The organism is Enterobacter sp. CM29, assembly GCF_013179605.1.
Lineage (GTDB): Bacteria > Pseudomonadota > Gammaproteobacteria > Enterobacterales > Enterobacteriaceae > Enterobacter > Enterobacter intestinihominis.
In genome coordinates, this window is the sequence record NZ_JABMCU010000083.1 from 1 (window position 1) to 18730 (window position 18730).

The 18730-nt window shown below is 55.2% G+C and carries 18 protein-coding genes; 5 read left to right on the forward strand and 13 right to left on the reverse strand.

Annotated features, from left to right (window positions below; genetic code table 11):
* The 3 genes from dusA to HP459_RS12145 all read right to left on the reverse strand — a co-directional run.
* Positions 1 to 648 (reverse strand): tRNA dihydrouridine(20/20a) synthase DusA (gene dusA / locus HP459_RS12135; protein ID WP_171936258.1); only part of this gene is annotated, 648 nt, incomplete at its 3' end.
* 82 nt (positions 649 to 730) lie between these two features.
* Positions 731 to 2041 carry a conjugal transfer protein TraF gene (traF, locus tag HP459_RS12140; RefSeq protein ID WP_023299091.1) on the reverse strand — a complete coding sequence of 437 codons (1311 nt, stop codon included), beginning with the start codon at positions 2039 to 2041 and terminating at the stop codon, positions 731 to 733.
* A gap of 168 nt (positions 2042 to 2209) precedes the next feature.
* The gene (locus HP459_RS12145) at positions 2210 to 2698 is read right to left on the reverse strand and encodes a cupin domain-containing protein (protein WP_022646741.1); all 489 of its coding nucleotides are present in this window, start codon (positions 2696 to 2698) and stop codon (positions 2210 to 2212) included.
* Positions 2699 to 2815: 117 nt separating this feature from the next.
* Between HP459_RS12145 and zur the strand changes: the two genes are divergently transcribed.
* Positions 2816 to 3328: a zinc uptake transcriptional repressor Zur gene (gene zur, locus HP459_RS12150; RefSeq protein WP_006810484.1), complete on the forward strand. Its 513-nt coding sequence runs from the start codon at positions 2816 to 2818 to the stop codon at positions 3326 to 3328.
* Between the two features lie 47 nt (positions 3329 to 3375).
* Here zur and HP459_RS12155 read toward each other — a convergent pair whose 3' ends face one another.
* The 4 genes from HP459_RS12155 to HP459_RS12170 all read right to left on the reverse strand — a co-directional run bounded on the left by HP459_RS12155 (position 3376) and on the right by HP459_RS12170 (position 6191).
* Positions 3376 to 3585 (reverse strand): CsbD family protein, encoded by a 210-nt coding sequence (locus HP459_RS12155; protein ID WP_003860314.1) that lies wholly within the window; start codon positions 3583 to 3585, stop codon positions 3376 to 3378.
* Between the two features lie 119 nt (positions 3586 to 3704).
* Positions 3705 to 5042 carry an MATE family efflux transporter DinF gene (dinF, locus tag HP459_RS12160; RefSeq protein WP_022646740.1) on the reverse strand — a complete coding sequence of 446 codons (1338 nt, stop codon included), beginning with the start codon at positions 5040 to 5042 and terminating at the stop codon, positions 3705 to 3707.
* Positions 5043 to 5105: 63 nt separating this feature from the next.
* Positions 5106 to 5714 (reverse strand): transcriptional repressor LexA, encoded by a 609-nt coding sequence (gene lexA / locus HP459_RS12165; RefSeq protein WP_003860318.1) that lies wholly within the window; start codon positions 5712 to 5714, stop codon positions 5106 to 5108.
* A gap of 108 nt (positions 5715 to 5822) precedes the next feature.
* Positions 5823 to 6191 carry a diacylglycerol kinase gene (locus HP459_RS12170; RefSeq protein ID WP_006810487.1) on the reverse strand — a complete coding sequence of 123 codons (369 nt, stop codon included), beginning with the start codon at positions 6189 to 6191 and terminating at the stop codon, positions 5823 to 5825.
* A gap of 154 nt (positions 6192 to 6345) precedes the next feature.
* Between HP459_RS12170 and plsB the strand changes: the two genes are divergently transcribed.
* The gene (gene plsB / locus HP459_RS12175) at positions 6346 to 8766 is read left to right on the forward strand and encodes a glycerol-3-phosphate 1-O-acyltransferase PlsB (protein WP_023299088.1); all 2421 of its coding nucleotides are present in this window, start codon (positions 6346 to 6348) and stop codon (positions 8764 to 8766) included.
* A gap of 89 nt (positions 8767 to 8855) precedes the next feature.
* Here the strand turns inward: plsB and ubiA are convergent, their stop codons facing one another.
* From ubiA to malK, 5 genes are all read right to left on the reverse strand, one after another.
* On the reverse strand, positions 8856 to 9725 hold the full coding sequence (gene ubiA, locus HP459_RS12180; RefSeq protein WP_022646737.1) for a 4-hydroxybenzoate octaprenyltransferase: 870 nt from the start codon (positions 9723 to 9725) through the stop codon (positions 8856 to 8858).
* A gap of 12 nt (positions 9726 to 9737) precedes the next feature.
* Entirely contained in the window at positions 9738 to 10235 is a 498-nt protein-coding gene (ubiC, locus tag HP459_RS12185; protein WP_015570175.1) for a chorismate lyase, read from the reverse strand.
* 172 nt (positions 10236 to 10407) lie between these two features.
* Complete coding sequence (malM, locus tag HP459_RS12190; protein WP_022646735.1) at positions 10408 to 11346, reverse strand: maltose operon protein MalM; 939 nt, start codon at positions 11344 to 11346, stop codon at positions 10408 to 10410.
* A 111-nt stretch (positions 11347 to 11457) separates the two neighbouring features.
* Positions 11458 to 12825 (reverse strand): maltoporin, encoded by a 1368-nt coding sequence (locus tag HP459_RS12195; protein WP_032621777.1) that lies wholly within the window; start codon positions 12823 to 12825, stop codon positions 11458 to 11460.
* Between the two features lie 42 nt (positions 12826 to 12867).
* Complete coding sequence (malK, locus tag HP459_RS12200; protein WP_003860329.1) at positions 12868 to 13977, reverse strand: maltose/maltodextrin ABC transporter ATP-binding protein MalK; 1110 nt, start codon at positions 13975 to 13977, stop codon at positions 12868 to 12870.
* A 371-nt stretch (positions 13978 to 14348) separates the two neighbouring features.
* Between malK and malE the strand changes: the two genes are divergently transcribed.
* From malE to malG, 3 genes are all read left to right on the forward strand, one after another.
* Positions 14349 to 15539: a maltose/maltodextrin ABC transporter substrate-binding protein MalE gene (gene malE / locus HP459_RS12205; protein ID WP_022646733.1), complete on the forward strand. Its 1191-nt coding sequence runs from the start codon at positions 14349 to 14351 to the stop codon at positions 15537 to 15539.
* A gap of 121 nt (positions 15540 to 15660) precedes the next feature.
* Positions 15661 to 17205 (forward strand): maltose ABC transporter permease MalF, encoded by a 1545-nt coding sequence (gene malF / locus HP459_RS12210; RefSeq protein ID WP_023299085.1) that lies wholly within the window; start codon positions 15661 to 15663, stop codon positions 17203 to 17205.
* 14 nt (positions 17206 to 17219) lie between these two features.
* On the forward strand, positions 17220 to 18110 hold the full coding sequence (gene malG, locus HP459_RS12215; protein WP_003860332.1) for a maltose ABC transporter permease MalG: 891 nt from the start codon (positions 17220 to 17222) through the stop codon (positions 18108 to 18110).
* Positions 18111 to 18206: 96 nt separating this feature from the next.
* Here the strand turns inward: malG and psiE are convergent, their stop codons facing one another.
* Positions 18207 to 18617 (reverse strand): phosphate-starvation-inducible protein PsiE, encoded by a 411-nt coding sequence (gene psiE, locus HP459_RS12220; protein ID WP_000202963.1) that lies wholly within the window; start codon positions 18615 to 18617, stop codon positions 18207 to 18209.
* Positions 18618 to 18730: the final 113 nt, after the last annotated feature.

Below are 18730 nucleotides of genomic sequence, written 5' to 3' on the forward strand. Positions count from 1 at the left end.
CTTAATACCGCCATTGATCGACATGGTCAGGTGTGGGAAGTCGCGTTTCAGCTGGTACACGCGCGGGTAGTCCAGCGGCGGGATCTCGCGGTTTTCTTTCGGGCTGAGGCCTGAGAGCCAGGCTTTACGGGCGTGGATGATAAACATCTCGCATTCACCCTTCCCTGATACCGTGTTGATGAAATCACACAGAAACTCATAGCTGTCCTGGTCGTCTATGCCGATACGGGTTTTGACCGTGACCGGGATAGAGACGACGTCGCGCATCGCTTTGATGCAGTCCGCCACCAGGTGCGCATTTCCCATCAGACACGCGCCGAACATGCCGTTTTGCACACGGTCGGACGGACAACCGACGTTGAGGTTAATCTCGTCATAGCCGCGTTCTTCGGCCAGCTTCGCGCACTGCGCCAGCGCAGCCGGATCGCTGCCACCGAGTTGCAGCGCAACCGGATGCTCCTCTTCGCTGTACGCCAGATAGTCGCCTTTGCCGTGAATAATTGCGCCGGTAGTGACCATTTCGGTGTATAGCAGCGTATGGCGGGAGAGCTGACGCAGGAAATAGCGGCAATGTCTGTCCGTCCAGTCGAGCATTGGCGCAATGGAAAAACGGTGTGCAGGGAAAGCGGTCTGGAATTCTGACGACATGGCGAACTTTTAAGCATCTGGTGGAAAAGGGGCGCTACTATAGCACAAAGAAAAGCCGGAGGCGCAGCGCCTCCGGTGTACTTTAGAACGTCATGCTCAACTGTGCCCCTGCGCCCCAGGTCTCGTCTTCGCCATAAAGCCCCATCAGGTCAACATGGACGGAGTTGAACGGCGCAAAACCGACACCGCCGGTAAAGACGTTGCTGTCGTTCCCCTTCATATCCGCACGATAACCGGCGCGCACTGCCAGCCAGCTCAGCGGCGTGACTTCAGCACCAATGCCGGCGTATTGGGAGGTATCTTCGCTTTTAAAGCCCTTGGTTTCGGTCAGATCCCCGTCCGCGGTCAGCGTCACCAGATCGTTGTGCCAGGCGGCCCCGGCAGTGACCAGCGGACGGATCTGATAGGTGTCTTTATAACTCACCACCTCTCCTGTGCGCCCGTTGCGAATGCGGATATCTTTGGTATCGATATCGCGCGACATCAGGTTTTGCCCGCTCACGCCGACCGTCCAGTTTTCACCGAAATCAGCAGCAATACCGGCATCGACGTTGAAGCCAGTGTCGTCGGTACGGTAGCGGCTGTCGTTCCACTTATTACTGTCGTAATCGTAGATTGAGGTAGTGTAGTTATAGAGCCAGGTTTTTTGCAGCTTCGGCGTGACGCCAACGGAAACCGGAACGCCGCCAAGATCGAACTGACGGGCTACCGCAATACCGTAGTCGGACACAATCGCCGCCCGACCAGACGCCGTAGAGTTAAGGTTTTTGGTGATCTGATCGGAACCGTTTAGCGCGGCATCCAGCGCCACACCGGCAGCCACCGCATCGCTTCGTTGTATACCGCGCAGATAATCAATGTCCTGCTGATCGATTGAAGAGCTGACGCGGCCATGTGCATAGCCTTTGGCCATAAAGGCCACGGAAAGGACATCGTTAGGGATACTGACGGCAATCCCCGCCCCTGCGGTGGCGTGTGCGGTTTTGCCTTTCAGGTAGTCCAGCTCATCAGCGAGATCTTTCGCTGCGCCCTGGAACTGATTGATCGAACCTAATGGATTCGTGATGATATCAATGGGGGTCAGACTATCAACCACGTCCTTGTAATGATTGATTTTATCGTTAATGGTATCAATCTCGTCCTGAAGATTGTCTTCATCGGTCACCTGCACGCCAACGGACGGCAAAATGACCGTCACATCATCCTCGGGCTTAGATTTTGCCAGTAACGCGGGGTTGATTAACGCCCCGCTGCCATAGCTCCCTGCCGCGACACCCGTTCCGCCCATTGCGTCGCTACGCGCTTCCGTCCAGGTATTGGCTGCTCCCGCCTGATTTGCCATAAAAAAGGAGACAGCAATGCTAACCATCGAAAATTTAAAATGTTTTTTCACAGTGTGCTCGTAAATAGTTTGTTATTAGTTAACCCTGTCTGTTATCACCCAAACAGGAACGAACTATTGCTGTGAATAAGTACAAAAAGACCCGCTATTTCCCTAAGTTAAATTCCATCCCGGCCTGTTCTAATGTGTGACGACCATCAATATTTATAGAAGAGGAAATTATTTTCGCCCAGGTTTTCCATCGTGCGGGCCAAAAAACTGAGGCGGATGGTCTACCCAGTGGTCTTCGCGCGTCACGGCATACACCGGATTGAGGGGATAGTAGATGCGGTTATGTTTTTTATTAGCCTCACCCACCACCAGTAAGCGCACCTCTTCATCGGTGTTGTTGATAAAGGTATGGCACACGCCCGTGCCGGCAGGAAATCCCACGCTGTCTCCGGGTTCAAGCTTCCACAGATAACCATTGATCCAGGCCTCAGGGTAACCCTCCAGAACGTAAACAAACTCCTCTTCGTCGCTTTCCGCATGCGGATAAGAAGTACGGCGTCCGGGCGGCAGCCGTTCATGGTGAATACCAATGCGGCCGAGACCCAGCTTGCGGGCCAGCGGCGCGCCAATAGAAAACCGTTCATTGCTGTCCGGATACGTTGCATCATCGGCGCCTTCCACGTCCCGCCAGTGCCGAATACAGTCAGGTCTTTTCATCATGCGATCTCCCGATTTGCGATGCGTCAGGTATAGCACAGCCCGGCGGATCTCGGTGTTTTTAGCAGAACATGATAAAGTGAGGGTTTTCACCCCTTACCACATCCGAGGTGCCCGATGGACAAGTCCACAAAAGAGCTGTTAGCGCAAGCTGAAAAGCTCTGTGCGCAACGCAATGTGCGCCTGACCCCGCAGCGCCTTGAGGTACTGCGTCTGATGAGCCTGCAACAGGGTGCCATCAGCGCTTACGATCTGCTCGACCTGCTGCGTGAAAGCGAGCCGCAGGCAAAACCGCCGACCGTCTATCGGGCGCTGGATTTTCTGCTGGAGCAAGGGTTTGTGCATAAAGTGGAATCAACAAACAGCTATGTGCTGTGCCATCTTTTTGACCAGCCTACTCACACGTCCGCCATGTTTATCTGCGATCGCTGTGGCGTGGTGAAGGAAGAGTGTGCGGAAGGTGTGGAAGATATTATGCATACGCTGGCAGCCAGAATGGGCTTTGCGCTGCGCCATAACGTGATCGAAGCCCACGGCTTATGTTCTGCCTGCGTGGAGGTGGAGTCATGCCGTCATCAGGATGCCTGTCAGCACGATCACTCTATCCTGGTGAAGAAAAAGCCGCGTTAAGGCCAAAGAAAAAGGCGGCTCAGAGCCGCCCTTGGGGATAGTGCCGGTTACCAGCGGTAGTCGTTACGGGTTTCCCAGTCTTTGACTTCATTTTCCGCCTGATCTTTTTCGTAACCGTAGCGCTCCTGGATTTTACCTACCAGCTGATCGCGCTTACCTTCAATGACGGTCATATCGTCATCTGTCAGCTTACCCCACTGTTCTTTCGCTTTACCTTTGAATTGCTTCCAGTTGCCGCCGATTTCATCTTTATTCATAATCGTGTCCTCGTGTTAAGCGTCTATGAGTATCGTCCGCTTCGTTCTTTTCTGCTGGACGTGATTATTATTATAGTTAAGGATTCGGCATTTATTTTTATATTCGGAATCTTTAACCGTTACGATATATCGTGCGGGGCTGGAAACCAGGTATTGTTTCGCCAGTGACGACGCCAGATAACGGCCAGCGAAAGGCCACGCAGTGAGAGAAACACCGCCAGCGCGAGCCACAGACCATGATTGCCGAGATACGGCAAGGTCAGCAGCGTCAGGCCGAACCCCGCCGCAGCGACGGCCATGCTGTTGCGCATCTCCGCCCCGCGCGTCGCACCAATAAACATGCCGTCCAGCAAATAGCACCACACACCCACCACCGGTAATACTACCTGCCAGAGGATGTAGCGATCGGCCAGCTCACGTAGCGCGGGCAACGAGGTGAGAAGCGCGACAATATGCCCACCAAAACAGGCGTAAACCAGAGCAAAGACCAGCGCCACCAGACCCGCCTGACGACAGGCTGCACGCCAGACTTCGCGTAACTGGCCGCTTTCACGCGCGCCATAAGCCTGCCCTGAATGCGCCTCGACGGCGTAAGCAAAACCATCCAGCGCGTAAGCGGTAAAGGTCAGTAACGTCATGAGCACTGCGTTGACGGCGACGATCTCAGGCCCAAGACGCGCACCAAAAACGGTTAATGCGCCGAAGCAGAGTTGCAGCAGGAGCGAACGGAGCATGATGTCGCGATTAAGCGCCAGCAGCTTACGCATATTGCCGCGCCAGGCCGATTTCAGCAGATCTAGGGTGATACCGCGCATCGCCAGCACGCGCCAGACCATCCCCAAACCGATCAGCAGCGTCCCGTACTCGGCAATTGCCGTAGCCAGCGCCGCGCCCCGGACGTTCATGTGCAGCCCCATTACCAGCCAGAGATCGAGGACAATATTGAGAAGGTTACCCACCACAAGCAGGATCACCGGCGCGCGGGCATACTGCACGCCCAGCAGCCAGCCCAGCAGGACCAGGTTTGCAAGTGAAGCGGGCGCGCTGAGCCAGCGAATTTCGAGGAACCGACGGGCTTGTTCCAGTACGGCATCGCTGCCGCCTACAATATGGAGCGCAAGATCAATCAGTGGCGTACGCAACAGAACGATTAACGCGCCAGCACCGAACGCCAGAATGAGCGGCTGAACCAGCGCACGCGCCAGACGCAGGGGATCTTTTGCACCATACGCCTGGGCCGTCAGGCCTGTCGTACTCATGCGCAGAAAAAGTAGCAGCATAAAGAGGAAGCTGGTCGCCGTTGCGCCGATCGCGACGCCGCCGAGATAAATCGGCGAATCGAGATGCCCGATAACTGCCGTATCCACCAGCCCCAGCAGAGGAACGGTAATATTGGAAAAAATCATCGGTAGCGCAAGACGCCACAACGCCTTATCGGCAGAAGTTAGCAATGCCATGGAAATTACCGGAATCAGAAAACAGGCCAGGCTGTAGAGGAACTACAGCCTGTCAGGAAGAGATTACAGCCATTCACCGTTGCGGATAACGCCGACCGCCAGCCCTTCAATAGAGAAGCTCTGCTCGCGGAGATCCACCACAATCGGGGAGAATTCATTGTTTTCAGGCAGAAGCTGCACGGTATTGCCTTGTTTTTTCAGGCGCTTAACCGTCACTTCATCATCAATGCGCGCCACCACGACTTGCCCGTTACGCACGTCCTGCGTTTTGTGTACCGCCAGCAGATCGCCATCCAGAATACCGATATCTTTCATGGACATTCCGCTAACGCGCAGCAGGAAATCGGCGCTCGGCTTGAACATGCCTGGGTCAACCTGATAGTGCCCTTCGATGTGCTGCTGCGCCAGCAGAGGTTCACCTGCGGCTACGCGGCCCACCAGCGGAATACCGCTCTCTTCTTCCACCAGCAGACGGATGCCGCGTGAGGCGCCGGAAACAATCTCAATCACGCCCTTACGCGCAAGCGCCTTAAGGTGCTCTTCGGCAGCATTAGGAGAACGGAAGCCCAGACGCTGCGCAATTTCTGCACGCGTGGGTGGCATACCCGTCTGGCCGATATGATCCCGAATGAGATCAAACACCTCTTGCTGCCTGGTCGTTAACGCTTTCATACCGCCCCCTGGGTGTATATACAGTTATGCTGTGAGTATATACAGTCCAAGGCGATTTTGGAACCAAAAACTGCACAAAAAACCAGGGACTTAATTATTCCTCGAGGCTCATCGGAAATGCGACCAAAGTAGCGTGACCCAGGTGATCGCCGCCGTGATAATCGACAGCAGTACGGCAGCGGAACCCATGTCTTTCGCCCGGCCAGACAGTTCATGGAATTCCGACCCGATTCGGTCAACAACGGCCTCAATAGCGCTATTCAGAATTTCCACTATCATCACCAGAAGGACAGATCCGATGAGCAGTACGCGGGTGATAGCATCAACATCAAGGAAGCAGGCGATGACAACGGCAACGATTGCGGCAACCGCTTCCTGGCGGAAAGCGGCTTCATTAACCCATGCGGCGCGGAAACCTTTCCATGAATAACCGGCAGCTTTAATGATTCGAGTTAACCCAGTGGTATTATTGGCCATTAAAAGAACCTTTTATGATAAATAGCGTCAGTAACTAAAGCCGCAGCGCGTTTTGCTGCGACCTGAAGTATGACGGGTAACAACAGAAATTTTGCGCGCTTTCTGTTATCCTTGCGCCGCAATTGCATTATTAACCAGAGGCTTTACATCGTTTATGTCCGGCTGGCCACGAATTTACTACAAATTACTTAATTTACCATTAAGCGTACTGGTAAAAAGTAAGTCTATCCCAGCAGAACCTGCGCTGGAATTAGGGCTCGATACGTCGCGCCCTATTATGTACGTTTTGCCTTATAACTCGAAGGCAGACCTGCTAACGCTTCGCGCTCAATGTCTGGCGCACGATTTACCTGACCCGCTTGAACCGCTGGAAGTCGACGGTACGCTGCTGCCGCGCTACGTGTTCATCCATGGCGGACCGCGCGTGTTCACCTATTACACGCCGAAAGAAGAGTCCATTAAGCTGTTCCATGATTACCTCGATCTGCACCGCAGCAACCCCGATCTGGACGTGCAGATGGTGCCGGTGTCGGTGATGTTTGGCCGTCGTCCGGGGCGTGAAAAAGGGGAAGAGAACCCGCCGCTGCGTATGCTCAACGGCATTCAGAAATTCTTCGCCGTCTCATGGCTGGGACGCGACAGCTTTGTTCGCTTCTCGCCTTCCGTTTCACTGCGCCGCATGGCGGATGAACACGGTACTGACAAAATCATTGCGCAAAAGCTGGCGCGCGTTGCGCGAATGCACTTTGCACGTCAGCGTCTGGCGGCCGTTGGGCCACGTCTCCCGGCGCGTCAGGATCTGTTTAACAAGCTGCTGGCTTCCAAAGCGATTGCCCGTGCCGTAGAAGACGAAGCGCGCAGCAAGAAGATTTCGCACGAGAAAGCGCAGCAGAACGCAATCGCGCTGATGGAAGAGATCGCCGCGAACTTCTCCTACGAGATGATTCGTCTCTCTGACCGTATCCTCGGTTTCACGTGGAACCGCCTCTATCAGGGGATTAACGTCCACAACGCCGAGCGCGTGCGTCAGTTAGCGCATGACGGCCACGAGATTGTCTATGTGCCCTGCCACCGCAGCCACATGGACTACCTGCTGCTCTCTTACGTGCTCTATCACCAGGGCCTGGTGCCGCCGCATATTGCTGCCGGTATCAACCTGAACTTCTGGCCAGCAGGTCCGATTTTCCGCCGTCTGGGTGCGTTCTTCATTCGTCGTACCTTCAAGGGTAACAAGCTCTACTCCACCGTTTTCAGGGAGTATCTGGGCGAGCTGTTCAGCCGCGGTTATTCCGTGGAGTACTTTGTTGAAGGCGGTCGCTCCCGTACCGGTCGTCTGCTCGATCCGAAGACCGGCACGCTGTCGATGACCATTCAGGCCATGCTGCGTGGCGGTACGCGTCCTATCACGCTGGTGCCTATTTACATCGGTTATGAACACGTGATGGAAGTGGGCACCTACGCGAAAGAGCTGCGCGGTGCGACCAAAGAGAAAGAGAGTCTGCCGCAGATGCTGCGTGGTCTGAGTAAATTGCGCAACCTCGGTCAGGGCTACGTGAACTTTGGCGAGCCCCTGCCCCTGATGACATATCTGAACCATCATGTTCCGGAGTGGCGCGAGTCTATTGATCCTATCGAAGCGGTACGTCCGGCCTGGCTGACGCCAACGGTCAACGGCATTGCATCCGAGCTGATGGTACGCATCAACAATGCTGGTGCGGCAAACGCCATGAACCTGTGTTGTACCGCGCTTCTGGCCTCTCGCCAGCGTTCACTGACCCGTGAACAGCTGACCGAGCAGATTGATTGCTATCTGGATATCATGCGCAACGTGCCGTATTCCGTGGATTCGACCGTGCCGTCTGCCACCGCCAGCGAATTGATCGATCACGCGTTGCAGATGAACAAGTTCGAAGTCGAGAAAGATACGATTGGTGACATCATCATTCTGCCGCGCGAGCAGGCCGTGCTGATGACCTACTACCGTAATAACATCACGCACATGCTGATGCTGCCGTCACTGATGGCAGCCATTATTACCCAGCACCGCCGTATTTCGCGTCAGGAGCTGCTGCGCCATATTCAGGCCATCTATCCGATGCTGAAAGCGGAGCTGTTCCTGCGCTGGAGTAAGGATGAGCTGGCGGCAGAGCTCGATAAAATGTCCGCAGAGATGCGTCGTCAGGGGCTGATTACCATCAGTGATGACGAACTGCATATCAATCCGTCACGTTCCCGAACCTTGCAGCTCCTGGCTTCCGGTGCGCGTGAGACGTTGCAGCGCTACGCCATTACCTTCTGGTTATTGAGTGCTAACCCGTCAATCAACCGCGGTACGCTGGAAAAAGAGAGTCGGACGCTGGCCCAGCGCCTGTCCGTTCTGCATGGCATTAACGCCCCGGAATTCTTCGACAAAGCGGTATTCAGCTCCCTGGTGCTGACGCTGCGCGACGAAGGTTACATTAGCGATACGGGCGATGCTGAGCCGGAAGAGACGATGAAGGTTTACCAGATGCTGGCAGAGCTGATTACCGCGGATGTGCGTTTAACGATTGAGAGTTCGACGCAGGGCGAGTGATGTTAAAGCCGGGTGGCGCTAACGCTTACCCGGCCTACATATTCTGCTAAATCGTAGGCCGGGTAAGGCGAAGCCGCCACCCGGTTTTTTTATGACCAGTAACTCATCGCCAGCCCCATAAACAGCACCAGCCCGACGTAGTTATTATTCAGAAACGCTTTAAAGCAGGCTTCACGCTCGCGCTTCACGATCAGCTTCTGCTGATACGCAAACAGCAGACCCGCCACCAGCACGGACCAGTAAAACTCCCAGTTCAGCCCGTTCAGGCGACCAATCGCCACCATCAGCGCCAGCACCGCCACCTGCAATATGCCGATGATCAGTTTGTCGTGACGGCCAAACAAGATCGCCGTCGATTTGATGCCAATCTTGAGATCGTCATCGCGATCGACCATCGCGTATTGGGTATCGTACGCAACGGCCCAGAGAATATTCGCCAGGAACATCAGCCAGCAGCTGAGCGGAACGGACTCGCTGACCGCGGCAAACGCCATGGGAATCGACCAGCCAAATGCCGCACCCAATACCACCTGCGGCAGATGGGTGTATCGCTTCATAAATGGGTAGACCCAGGCCAGCGCCAGAGCAGCGACGGACAGCAGAATGGTCATGGTGTTAAGGGTTAACACCAGCATGAAAGAGAGAAGCACCAGCACCACAAACAGGATGCGCGCCTCTTTTCCGGTTACCTGACCGCTCGGCAAAGGACGATTCGCGGTGCGCTTAACATGTCCATCAAATTTCCGGTCAGCATAGTCGTTGACCACACAGCCCGCAGCGCGCATCAGCCAGACACCCGCCACAAACACCGCCAGGATCCACAGCGGCGGTACGCCCGGCGTGGCAACCCACAGCGCCCATAAGGTCGGCCACAGCAGCAGCAGCGCGCCAATGGGTTTATCAGTACGCATCAGGCGGTGATAGGCCAGCAGCTTATTCTGCGTCAGACTCCACTCCATTTTTTCTCCCTCTTAGTACAACGGCGATGCAGGCAAAAAGAGTTCCGTCAGTATTAACGGCTTGCCACTCAAACGAAGGCGGGAACGTCGCCCCCACAAATCGGCATCGCAACCAATTTCAATAAAATCACGGGTCAGTTCAGACGAGGTGAACAGATATCGCCCCAGCGGCGTTTTGCCGAGGCGTTGCAGTGCCAGCTCCGGCCCGGAAAGTGTAGACTCAGGAACCACCGTTCGCCCGGCAAGCCACGGCTCGCCATCCGCACAGAGTAAAATTTCACGCAGCCAGTAGCGTTCTTCCTGCGGCAGCAGCGGCAGCTCGCTGGCAATCTCCGCAGGCGAGACAAACCCTTCCTGAATCATCGTCACCGTGACCGTTTTACCCTGTTGCTCAAAACGTTTTGTCATGGAATCTTCCAGCAGCAGCCAGTCCAGTTGCTCCGGGTCAAGCGCGGGTATTTGGTCGAAATAGCGTAGCGCACGCAGCTGCGTTAGCGCGGGGTGTGACATGCCAGACTCTCCGATACATAACGTAAAGGCATTGTATCGCAGATTGGCAAAATGAGGACGGACAAACCAAATTTAGCGATCACTATCGCAACAATGGTGCAACTTAGCCAAAAAAAGTGCGCCCGCGAAGGCGCACCAAACGACTAACAAAATCAGCACTGTGGGGAGACGGTTACCCCTTGCCTTTTACACTGCTGATAAAGGTGGAACGGGCAGTGGTTGAACCTAAACGCTCGGCTTCATCAAGCAGTTTCAGCGCTTTATCGACATCGCCGTTTTTAACTGCCTGCTTGATGGCGTTGTTAAAGTAAGTTTCAGTATCGTTAAGCACCGGCTCGGCTTTTTTCGCCGGGGCCGGGGCTGCGGCTGGTGCTGCGGCCGGCGCGGCATACACAGGCGCGGCAGTATTACCCACCGTTACCGGACCCGGGCCAGATGAGCCAAACAGTGGGCCTACGAGTACGCTGGAGCTGCTGTTGGTTTTCACCTTCAGCTTAAGCAGGCCGTCGGTGGTATGGCGCGCAATCGGATCGGGAATATCGGGAATGGCGTTACCAACCCCTTTGGCATAGGCTTTTGCCGGATCGAGCAGAGTGGTGGTTTGCTGCAAATCTTTTTCAGTGGTGAAGACCAGTACGTAGAGCTTTTGCTGCCCGAGCGCCGGGGTCAGACGCATTACCCCTTCCAGGCGGTCCGCGCTCATTACACCCGGCTCTTGATAGGTAAAATAGCTGCTGGGGAAATAGGCGGAAGGCGTCATGTTCTGATCGAGGATCAGAACGTTCGGCGCAAAAACGCTGGTCTGTTTGTTAACTTCACTGGATAAAGTCAACGTTAGCTCACCGATATTAGCCGGTACGCTATAGGCGGCTACCGGCCCGGTAATGCCAGCCACATTGAGCTGTTGGCCACCCGTCGCAAGCTGTGTGCTCTGCGTTTTGGACTGATCCACCGGCGTCCAGGTTAATTGCTGTAGAGCGGCTGTCGGAATGGCAGGCGCTGCGCTGGTATTCTGCGGGACATAATTGACGTCAGCGAGCGTGACGCCAGGCACACAGGCCAGCAGACCCGCTGACAGGCACAGCGCGACGAGATTTTTCTTCATTTTCATTGTTATCACCTCAGAAAGCGTAAGCACTGCGGTGGCCAGGCAATAGCGCGCAGTACCTCAGGAATTGAGGGGCTCTCGCCCCCCAGATTACATCGTCAGATCAGGATGCGGTTACCACCAGATTTCCATCTGGGCGCCGAAGGAGAACTCATCGTCATCGCCGCGGCTGGTAGAGAATCGACCGTTACCGGTGGAGTCAGAGATCGCGTAACGGGTGGCATCGCCGTTACCGTTCTTCGCGTAGCCCCATTTCTCATCCCACTTCGCGTAGGTTGCGAAGACACGGATGGCCGGACGAGACCAGATGCTGTCGCCAGCCTGCCACTGTTGCGCCAGGGTGATTTTGTACTGGCTGTTGCGATCGCCGGTTTCCTGGGATTTGACGTTGTCGTAGCCCACTTCCAGCAGGGTGCTCATGATTGGTGTCCATTTGTACATCGGACGTACACCCACGGTCCACCAGTCACTCCCCTGGTTATCATCCATGTCGAGTTTCTGGTACATACCGACATACATCAGGTCCCACTTGTCGGCCAGGGTGATTGCACCGTGGTCCAGGATGCGCCAGAGGCTGCCGTTGTTGTTAATCACATCGTTGGCGTAATTGGTCGTCGTGCCATCAGGATTCGTGATGGTAAAGCTGGAAGAACCATAGGAACCCTGGCTCAGACCTTTACCCTGCGTGGTCATTGAGTCCATCGCATACTGCAGCACAAACTTGTTGTAGCCTTTCAGCATGCTCTGGGTATGTTCAGCGGTGAACATCCAGCCATCTTTCGACGCGCCGTCGGCAAGATCATAGCCGTCGGTCGTGTTCGCGCGGCCATAATCCACACCCAGTTCCAGCACGCCGTCCGGGTTAGTTTCCAGGCCCGCTAAACGCACGTCAAATACGTCGTTCGCGGTATCTTTGGTACGGTCATAGATGTTCTGGCTGCTGAAGGCATAAGAACCGCCAGCTTCCTGGGAACGCGTCGCTGCCAGAGACAGTTTACCGAAGCCCAGATCGATGTTTTCAATACCGGCACCAGGACCAGAGATATCCCAGTAGTAGAAGTCGATCATGTGTACGTCATGACGCTGATAGAAGCGCTTACCGGCCCAGATGGTAGAGCCAGGCAGCCATTCAATCAGGTTTTTACCCTGCACGTTAGCTTCACGGAACGCCGGATCGGTACCTTCCCAGTCATTCTGCTGTGCCACGGAGTACGCTACGTTGGTGTCGAAATAGAAGCTCTTGTCGCCTTCTTTCCACACTTCCTGGCCCAGTTTCAGTTCGGCGTAGGTTTCACATTCGTTACCGAGACGGTATTTACTTTGTGCGCCTGTTGCCTGGAAACATTGTTGTTCACCGCCACTACCCGTCCAGCCGATACCAGAACGAGCATAACCATGGAAATCCACTGCCAGTGCCTGAGCAGACATTACGCCCGCTGCGACGGCAACTGCCAAAGGAAGTTTGCGCAGAGTAATCATTATTCTATCTCCTGAGATCATTGCTTTTCTTTGTAATTGGAATGCTTAAACGCCTGGCTCTTTGTGCAACCGACGACATGCAGTGCCATCCTCACGGAACAGATGGCAACGCTCTGGCGGCAAACCGATAGCGAATGTGGCACCCTCTTCTACCAACACCACGTCATTCTGGCGGTAGACCAGGTTCTGACGGATGGCGGGGATCTGGATATGAATCTGTGTTTCGTGACCAAGCTGTTCGACGACCTGAACTTCACCTTCCAGCGTCACATCAGCGATGTGGCTCGGCAGTAAATGCTCAGGGCGGATACCGAGGGACATATTGGCCCCCACCTGTACATTGGCGCTGTCGACCGGCAGCCAGACTTGCTGACGGTTTGGCAGCTCCACCTGTACCTGTTCGATTGCCGTCGCGGTCACTTTTACGGGCAGGAAGTTCATCTTTGGCGAGCCAATGAAGCCCGCAACAAAGCGGTCTGCCGGATAGTGATACAGCTCCAGCGGTTTGCCCACCTGCGCCACGCGACCGGCGTCCAGTACCACGATTTTGTCGGCCAGCGTCATCGCTTCGACCTGATCGTGGGTGACGTAAATCATCGTGCGCCCCAGGCGCTTGTGCAGACGGGAGATTTCGATACGCATCTGGACGCGCAAGGCGGCATCCAGGTTAGAGAGAGGTTCATCGAGCAGGAATACGCGCGGCTCGGCCACCAGCGTACGGCCGATCGCCACACGCTGACGCTGACCACCGGAGAGCGCCTTCGGTTTACGCTCCAGCAGATGTGCCAGCTGGAGCACTTCCGCCACCTGGGTGACGCGCTGGTTAATGGTCTCTTTTTTCGCGCCGGCCAGCTTCAGGCCAAAGGACATGTTCTCGGCAACGGAAAGATGCGGATAAAGCGCATAAGACTGGAACACCATGCCCACGCCGCGTTCAGCTGGCGGGATGTCGTTCATTCGGGTATCACCAATAAATAAATCGCCACTGGTGATGGTTTCAAGACCGGCAATCATACGCAGCAGAGTAGATTTACCACAGCCTGATGGACCAACGAACACCACAAACTCACCTTCGTGGATGTCCAGATTGATGTCTTTTGACACCACAACGTCGCCCCAGGCTTTCGTTACATTACGCAGCTGTACGCTCGCCATGCCCTTCTCCCTTCGTTACAACCTGTCACCGACAGAAACATTCAAGATAAGTTCACTATGCGTGTTCCATTACTTTCGTGAATCCTCCACCCCCCGGCTTTTTTATGGGGGAGGAGGCGGGAGGATGAGAGAGCAGGCTCTGCGACCGCAGCGGAGGGGCTAAGGCGAAAATCGTGAAGCGGCCTGCAAAATTCAGTGGGTTTTTATGTGCGCCAGCACTCATAACTTAAATTTATGTTACAGGGATCACACAAACAGGGGGTGGGGCGTAGGGACTGGGAGGATGGAAAGAGGATGTCAAATAAGGAGACTGAGTCACGTTGAACCACCTTATGTATCCACGAGCACATCACCAATAAAGGATGGCAGATATGAAGATCAAGACTGGCGCACGCGTTTTCGCATTGTCCGCCCTCGCAGCAATGATGATTTCCGCACCGGCTCTCGCCAAAATTGAAGAAGGTAAGCTGGTTATCTGGATTAACGGCGACAAGGGCTATAACGGTCTGGCCGAAGTGGGCAAAAAATTCGAGAAAGACACTGGTATCAAAGTCACCGTAGAACACCCGGACAAACTGGAAGAGAAGTTCCCGCAGGTTGCGGCAACCGGCGATGGTCCGGACATTATCTTCTGGGCGCATGACCGTTTCGGGGGCTACGCGCAGTCTGGCCTGCTGGCAGAAGTTACGCCAGACAAAGCCTTCCAGGACAAACTGTTCCCGTTCACCTGGGATGCCGTTCGCTATAACGGCAAGCTGATCGCTTACCCAATCGCGGTTGAAGCCCTGTCACTGATTTACAACAAAGACCTGGTGCCAAATCCACCGAAAACCTGGGAAGAGATCCCTGCTCTGGATAAAGAGCTGAAGGCGAAAGGTAAATCCGCTCTGATGTTCAACCTGCAAGAGCCGTACTTCACCTGGCCGCTGATTGCTGCCGACGGCGGCTACGCGTTCAAGTTTGAAAACGGCAAATATGACGTGAAAGACGTGGGCGTGGACAACGCGGGCGCGAAAAAAGGCCTGACCTTCCTGGTTGACCTGATTAAGAACAAACACATGAACGCGGATACCGACTACTCCATCGCGGAAGCGGCGTTCAACAAAGGCGAAACCGCGATGACCATCAACGGTCCGTGGGCCTGGACCAACATCGACAAGAGCAAAGTCAACTACGGCGTGACCCTGCTGCCAACCTTCAACGGCAAGCCGTCTAAACCGTTTGTTGGCGTGCTGAGCGCGGGTATCAACGCCGCCAGCCCGAACAAAGAGCTGGCGAAAGAGTTCCTCGAAAACTACCTGCTGACCGATCAGGGTCTGGATGAAGTGAACAAGGACAAACCGCTGGGCGCCGTTGCGCTGAAATCCTTCCAGGATCAGTTAGCGAAAGATCCACGCATTGCGGCCACCATGGATAACGCCCAAAAAGGCGAAATCATGCCGAACATCCCACAGATGGCTGCGTTCTGGTACGCCACCCGTACCGCCGTCATCAACGCTGCAAGCGGTCGCCAGACTGTTGATGCCGCGCTGAAAGATGCTCAGGGTCGTATTACTAAGTAAGTCTGAAAAACGGCGGGTGGCGCGTGCGCTTACCCGCCCTACGACTACGGCACGATCCGTAGGTCAGGTAAGCGCAGCGCCACCTGACGATAAGTTTCCACCGTTGTAGAGGAAGAACCCCATGGATGTCATTAAAAAGAAACGCTGGTGGCAAAGCGACGCACTGAAGTGGTCAGTGATAGGTCTGCTGTGTCTGCTGGTGGGTTACCTTGTTGTTTTAATGTACGTGCAAGGGGAATACCTTTTTGCCATCATGACGCTGATTTTAAGCTCGGTTGGCCTGTATATTTTCGCCAACCGTAAAGCGTATGCCTGGCGCTATGTCTACCCCGGTGTTGCCGGGATGGGGCTGTTTGTCCTCTTTCCGCTGATCTGCACCATCGCGATTGCCTTTACTAACTACAGCAGCACCAACCAGCTCGCGCAGGAGCGTGCCACCCAGGTGCTTCTGGATCGTTCTTATCAGGCGGGTAAAACCTTTAACTTCGGCCTGTATCCTGCGGGAGATGAGTGGAAGTTAGCGCTCACTGACGGTGAGAGCGGCAAAAACTATCTTTCCGACGCGTTCAAATTTGGCGGCGAGCAGAAGCTGGTCTTAAAAGAGGCCGCGGCCCTGCCAGAAGGTGAACGTGCCAACCTGCGTATCATCACTCAAAATCGCCAGGCGCTGACCCAGCTCACCGCTGTGCTGCCCGATGACAGCAAAGTAACCATGAGCTCGCTGCGCCAGTTTTCCGGCACGCAGCCGCTTTATACTCTGGCGGATGACGGCACGCTGACCAACAACCAGAGCGGCGTGAAGTACCGTCCGAATAACGACATTGGTTTCTATCAGTCGGTGAATGCCGACGGCAGCTGGGGCGACGACAAGCTCAGCCCGGGCTATACCGTTACCATCGGCTGGGATAACTTTACCCGCGTGTTTACCGACGAAGGCATCCAGAAACCGTTCTTCGCCATCTTCGTCTGGACGGTAGTCTTCTCCATCCTGACCGTGATCCTGACCGTGGCCGTGGGCATGGTGCTGGCCTGTCTGGTCCAGTGGGAATCCCTGAAAGGGAAAGCGATTTACCGCGTGCTGCTGATTCTGCCGTACGCCGTGCCGTCGTTCATCTCGATTCTGATTTTCAAAGGGTTGTTTAACCAGAGCTTCGGTGAAATCAACATGATGCTGAGCGCGCTGTTCGGCATCAAACCGGCCTGGTTCAGCGACCCGACCACCGCTCGCTCGATGATTATCATCGTGAACACCTGGCTCGGTTATCCGTACATGATGATCCTGTGCATGGGGCTGCTGAAGGCCATCCCGGACGACCTGTACGAAGCCTCGGCGATGGACGGCGCGGGTCCGTTCCAGAACTTCTTCAAAATTACCCTGCCGCTGCTCATTAAGCCGCTGACGCCGCTGATGATTGCCAGCTTCGCCTTTAACTTTAACAACTTTGTGCTGATTCAGCTGTTGACCAACGGCGGTCCGGACCGTCTCGGCACCACCACGCCGGCAGGCTATACCGACCTGCTCGTGAGCTACACCTACCGTATCGCCTTCGAAGGCGGCGGCGGTCAGGACTTCGGTCTGGCGGCAGCGATTGCCACCCTGATCTTCCTGCTGGTGGGCGCCCTGGCGATCGTGAACCTGAAAGCTACACGTATGAAATTTGACTAAGGAGGGCACTGAACATGGCAATGGTACAACCCAAATCTCAGAAACTGCGCCTCCTCGCGACGCACTTAGGCCTGCTGATTTTCATCGCGGCGATCATGTTCCCGCTGCTGATGGTTATCGCCATCTCCCTGCGTTCGGGGAACTTCGCCACCGGGAGCCTGATCCCGGATGAAATCTCCTGGGAGCACTGGAAACTCGCGCTGGGCTTCAGTGTGGAACACGCGGATGGCCGAGTCACTCCCCCGCCGTTCCCGGTGCTGCTGTGGCTGTGGAACTCGGTAAAAGTGGCGACCATTACTGCCATCGGCATCGTGACGCTCTCCACCACCTGTGCTTACGCCTTCGCCCGTATGCGTTTCCCGGGCAAAGCGACGCTGCTGAAAGGGATGCTGATTTTCCAGATGTTCCCGGCGGTGCTGTCACTGGTGGCGTTGTATGCCCTGTTTGATCGTCTGGGCCAGTACGTGCCGTTTATCGGCCTGAACACCCACGGCGGCGTGATCTTCGCCTATCTTGGCGGCATCGCCCTGCATGTGTGGACCATAAAGGGCTATTTCGAAACCATCGATGGTTCACTGGAAGAAGCCGCCGCGCTGGATGGCGCCACCCCGTGGCAGGCGTTCCGCCTGGTGCTGCTGCCGCTGTCGGTACCGATTCTGGCGGTGGTGTTCATCCTGTCGTTTATCGCGGCGATCACCGAAGTACCGGTCGCCTCTCTGTTACTGCGCGATGTGAACAGCTACACCCTGGCCGTCGGTATGCAGCAATACCTCAACCCGCAAAACTACCTGTGGGGCGACTTTGCCGCGGCGGCCGTCCTCTCTGCCATCCCGATTACCGTGGTGTTCCTGCTGGCCCAGCGCTGGCTGGTCAACGGCCTGACGGCGGGCGGTGTGAAAGGTTAAGTTTCATCTGTTATGCCACTGCAACCCTCAACTTTAGACGTATTGTATTGAACCAACTTGTGACTGTTGTTAGGCGCTCTTCGGAGCGCCCTTTTTTTATTCGCGTTTCAGCCGCTTTGAGTTGCACAGCCAGAGGGTGATCACCAGCAGCAGGATCGCCGCCGAGTAGATCAGCACGTCGAGCGGGGATTTATGATCGACGATGATCAGCCGCACAATGGCGGTGATGCCAATGTAGACAAAATAGCGCAGCGGGAAGTGAAAGCCGGACTGAAAGTACTTCACAATCAGGGCGATAAATTCAAAGTAGAGAAAGTAGACCACCAGGCCTTCCACCAGCGCGTATTTGCTGGTTTGCTCAGGTGCGAACAGCACATCCGCCAGATGCACCGTCTCTTTACCCAGAAACACGACCAGGATCAGGCCAAGGCTCAGCAGACCGAGGTTCAGCACGGTCTGGAGTATCGTTGAGATAAACTCAACACGCGGGCGAGTCAGGGATGTCATACAGCACCTCATTCTCCAGGGCGAGGTTCCTGTATAACGCAAAAATGTGACGGGGATCTATATTTTTTGTTTATGTTTTGTCCACATGAACATTCTTGCCGGGCGGCACTGCG

Bases quoted from the DNA above. Each gene is read 5' to 3' on its own strand.
- malE (WP_022646733.1), top strand. From the start codon at position 14,349: ATGAAGATCAAGACTGGCGCACGCGTTTTCGCATTGTCCGCCCTCGCA.
- HP459_RS12155 (WP_003860314.1), bottom strand. From the start codon at position 3,585: ATGAATAAAGATGAAATCGGCGGCAACTGGAAGCAATTCAAAGGTAAA.
- malG (WP_003860332.1), top strand. From the start codon at position 17,220: ATGGCAATGGTACAACCCAAATCTCAGAAACTGCGCCTCCTCGCGACG.
- ubiA (WP_022646737.1), bottom strand. From the start codon at position 9,725: ATGGAGTGGAGTCTGACGCAGAATAAGCTGCTGGCCTATCACCGCCTG.
- HP459_RS12170 (WP_006810487.1), bottom strand. From the start codon at position 6,191: ATGGCCAATAATACCACTGGGTTAACTCGAATCATTAAAGCTGCCGGT.
- ubiC (WP_015570175.1), bottom strand. From the start codon at position 10,235: ATGTCACACCCCGCGCTAACGCAGCTGCGTGCGCTACGCTATTTCGAC.
- psiE (WP_000202963.1), bottom strand. From the start codon at position 18,617: ATGACATCCCTGACTCGCCCGCGTGTTGAGTTTATCTCAACGATACTC.
- malF (WP_023299085.1), top strand. From the start codon at position 15,661: ATGGATGTCATTAAAAAGAAACGCTGGTGGCAAAGCGACGCACTGAAG.
- HP459_RS12145 (WP_022646741.1), bottom strand. From the start codon at position 2,698: ATGAAAAGACCTGACTGTATTCGGCACTGGCGGGACGTGGAAGGCGCC.
- plsB (WP_023299088.1), top strand. From the start codon at position 6,346: ATGTCCGGCTGGCCACGAATTTACTACAAATTACTTAATTTACCATTA.
- malK (WP_003860329.1), bottom strand. From the start codon at position 13,977: ATGGCGAGCGTACAGCTGCGTAATGTAACGAAAGCCTGGGGCGACGTT.
- lexA (WP_003860318.1), bottom strand. From the start codon at position 5,714: ATGAAAGCGTTAACGACCAGGCAGCAAGAGGTGTTTGATCTCATTCGG.
- zur (WP_006810484.1), top strand. From the start codon at position 2,816: ATGGACAAGTCCACAAAAGAGCTGTTAGCGCAAGCTGAAAAGCTCTGT.
- malM (WP_022646735.1), bottom strand. From the start codon at position 11,346: ATGAAAATGAAGAAAAATCTCGTCGCGCTGTGCCTGTCAGCGGGTCTG.
- dinF (WP_022646740.1), bottom strand. From the start codon at position 5,042: ATGGCATTGCTAACTTCTGCCGATAAGGCGTTGTGGCGTCTTGCGCTA.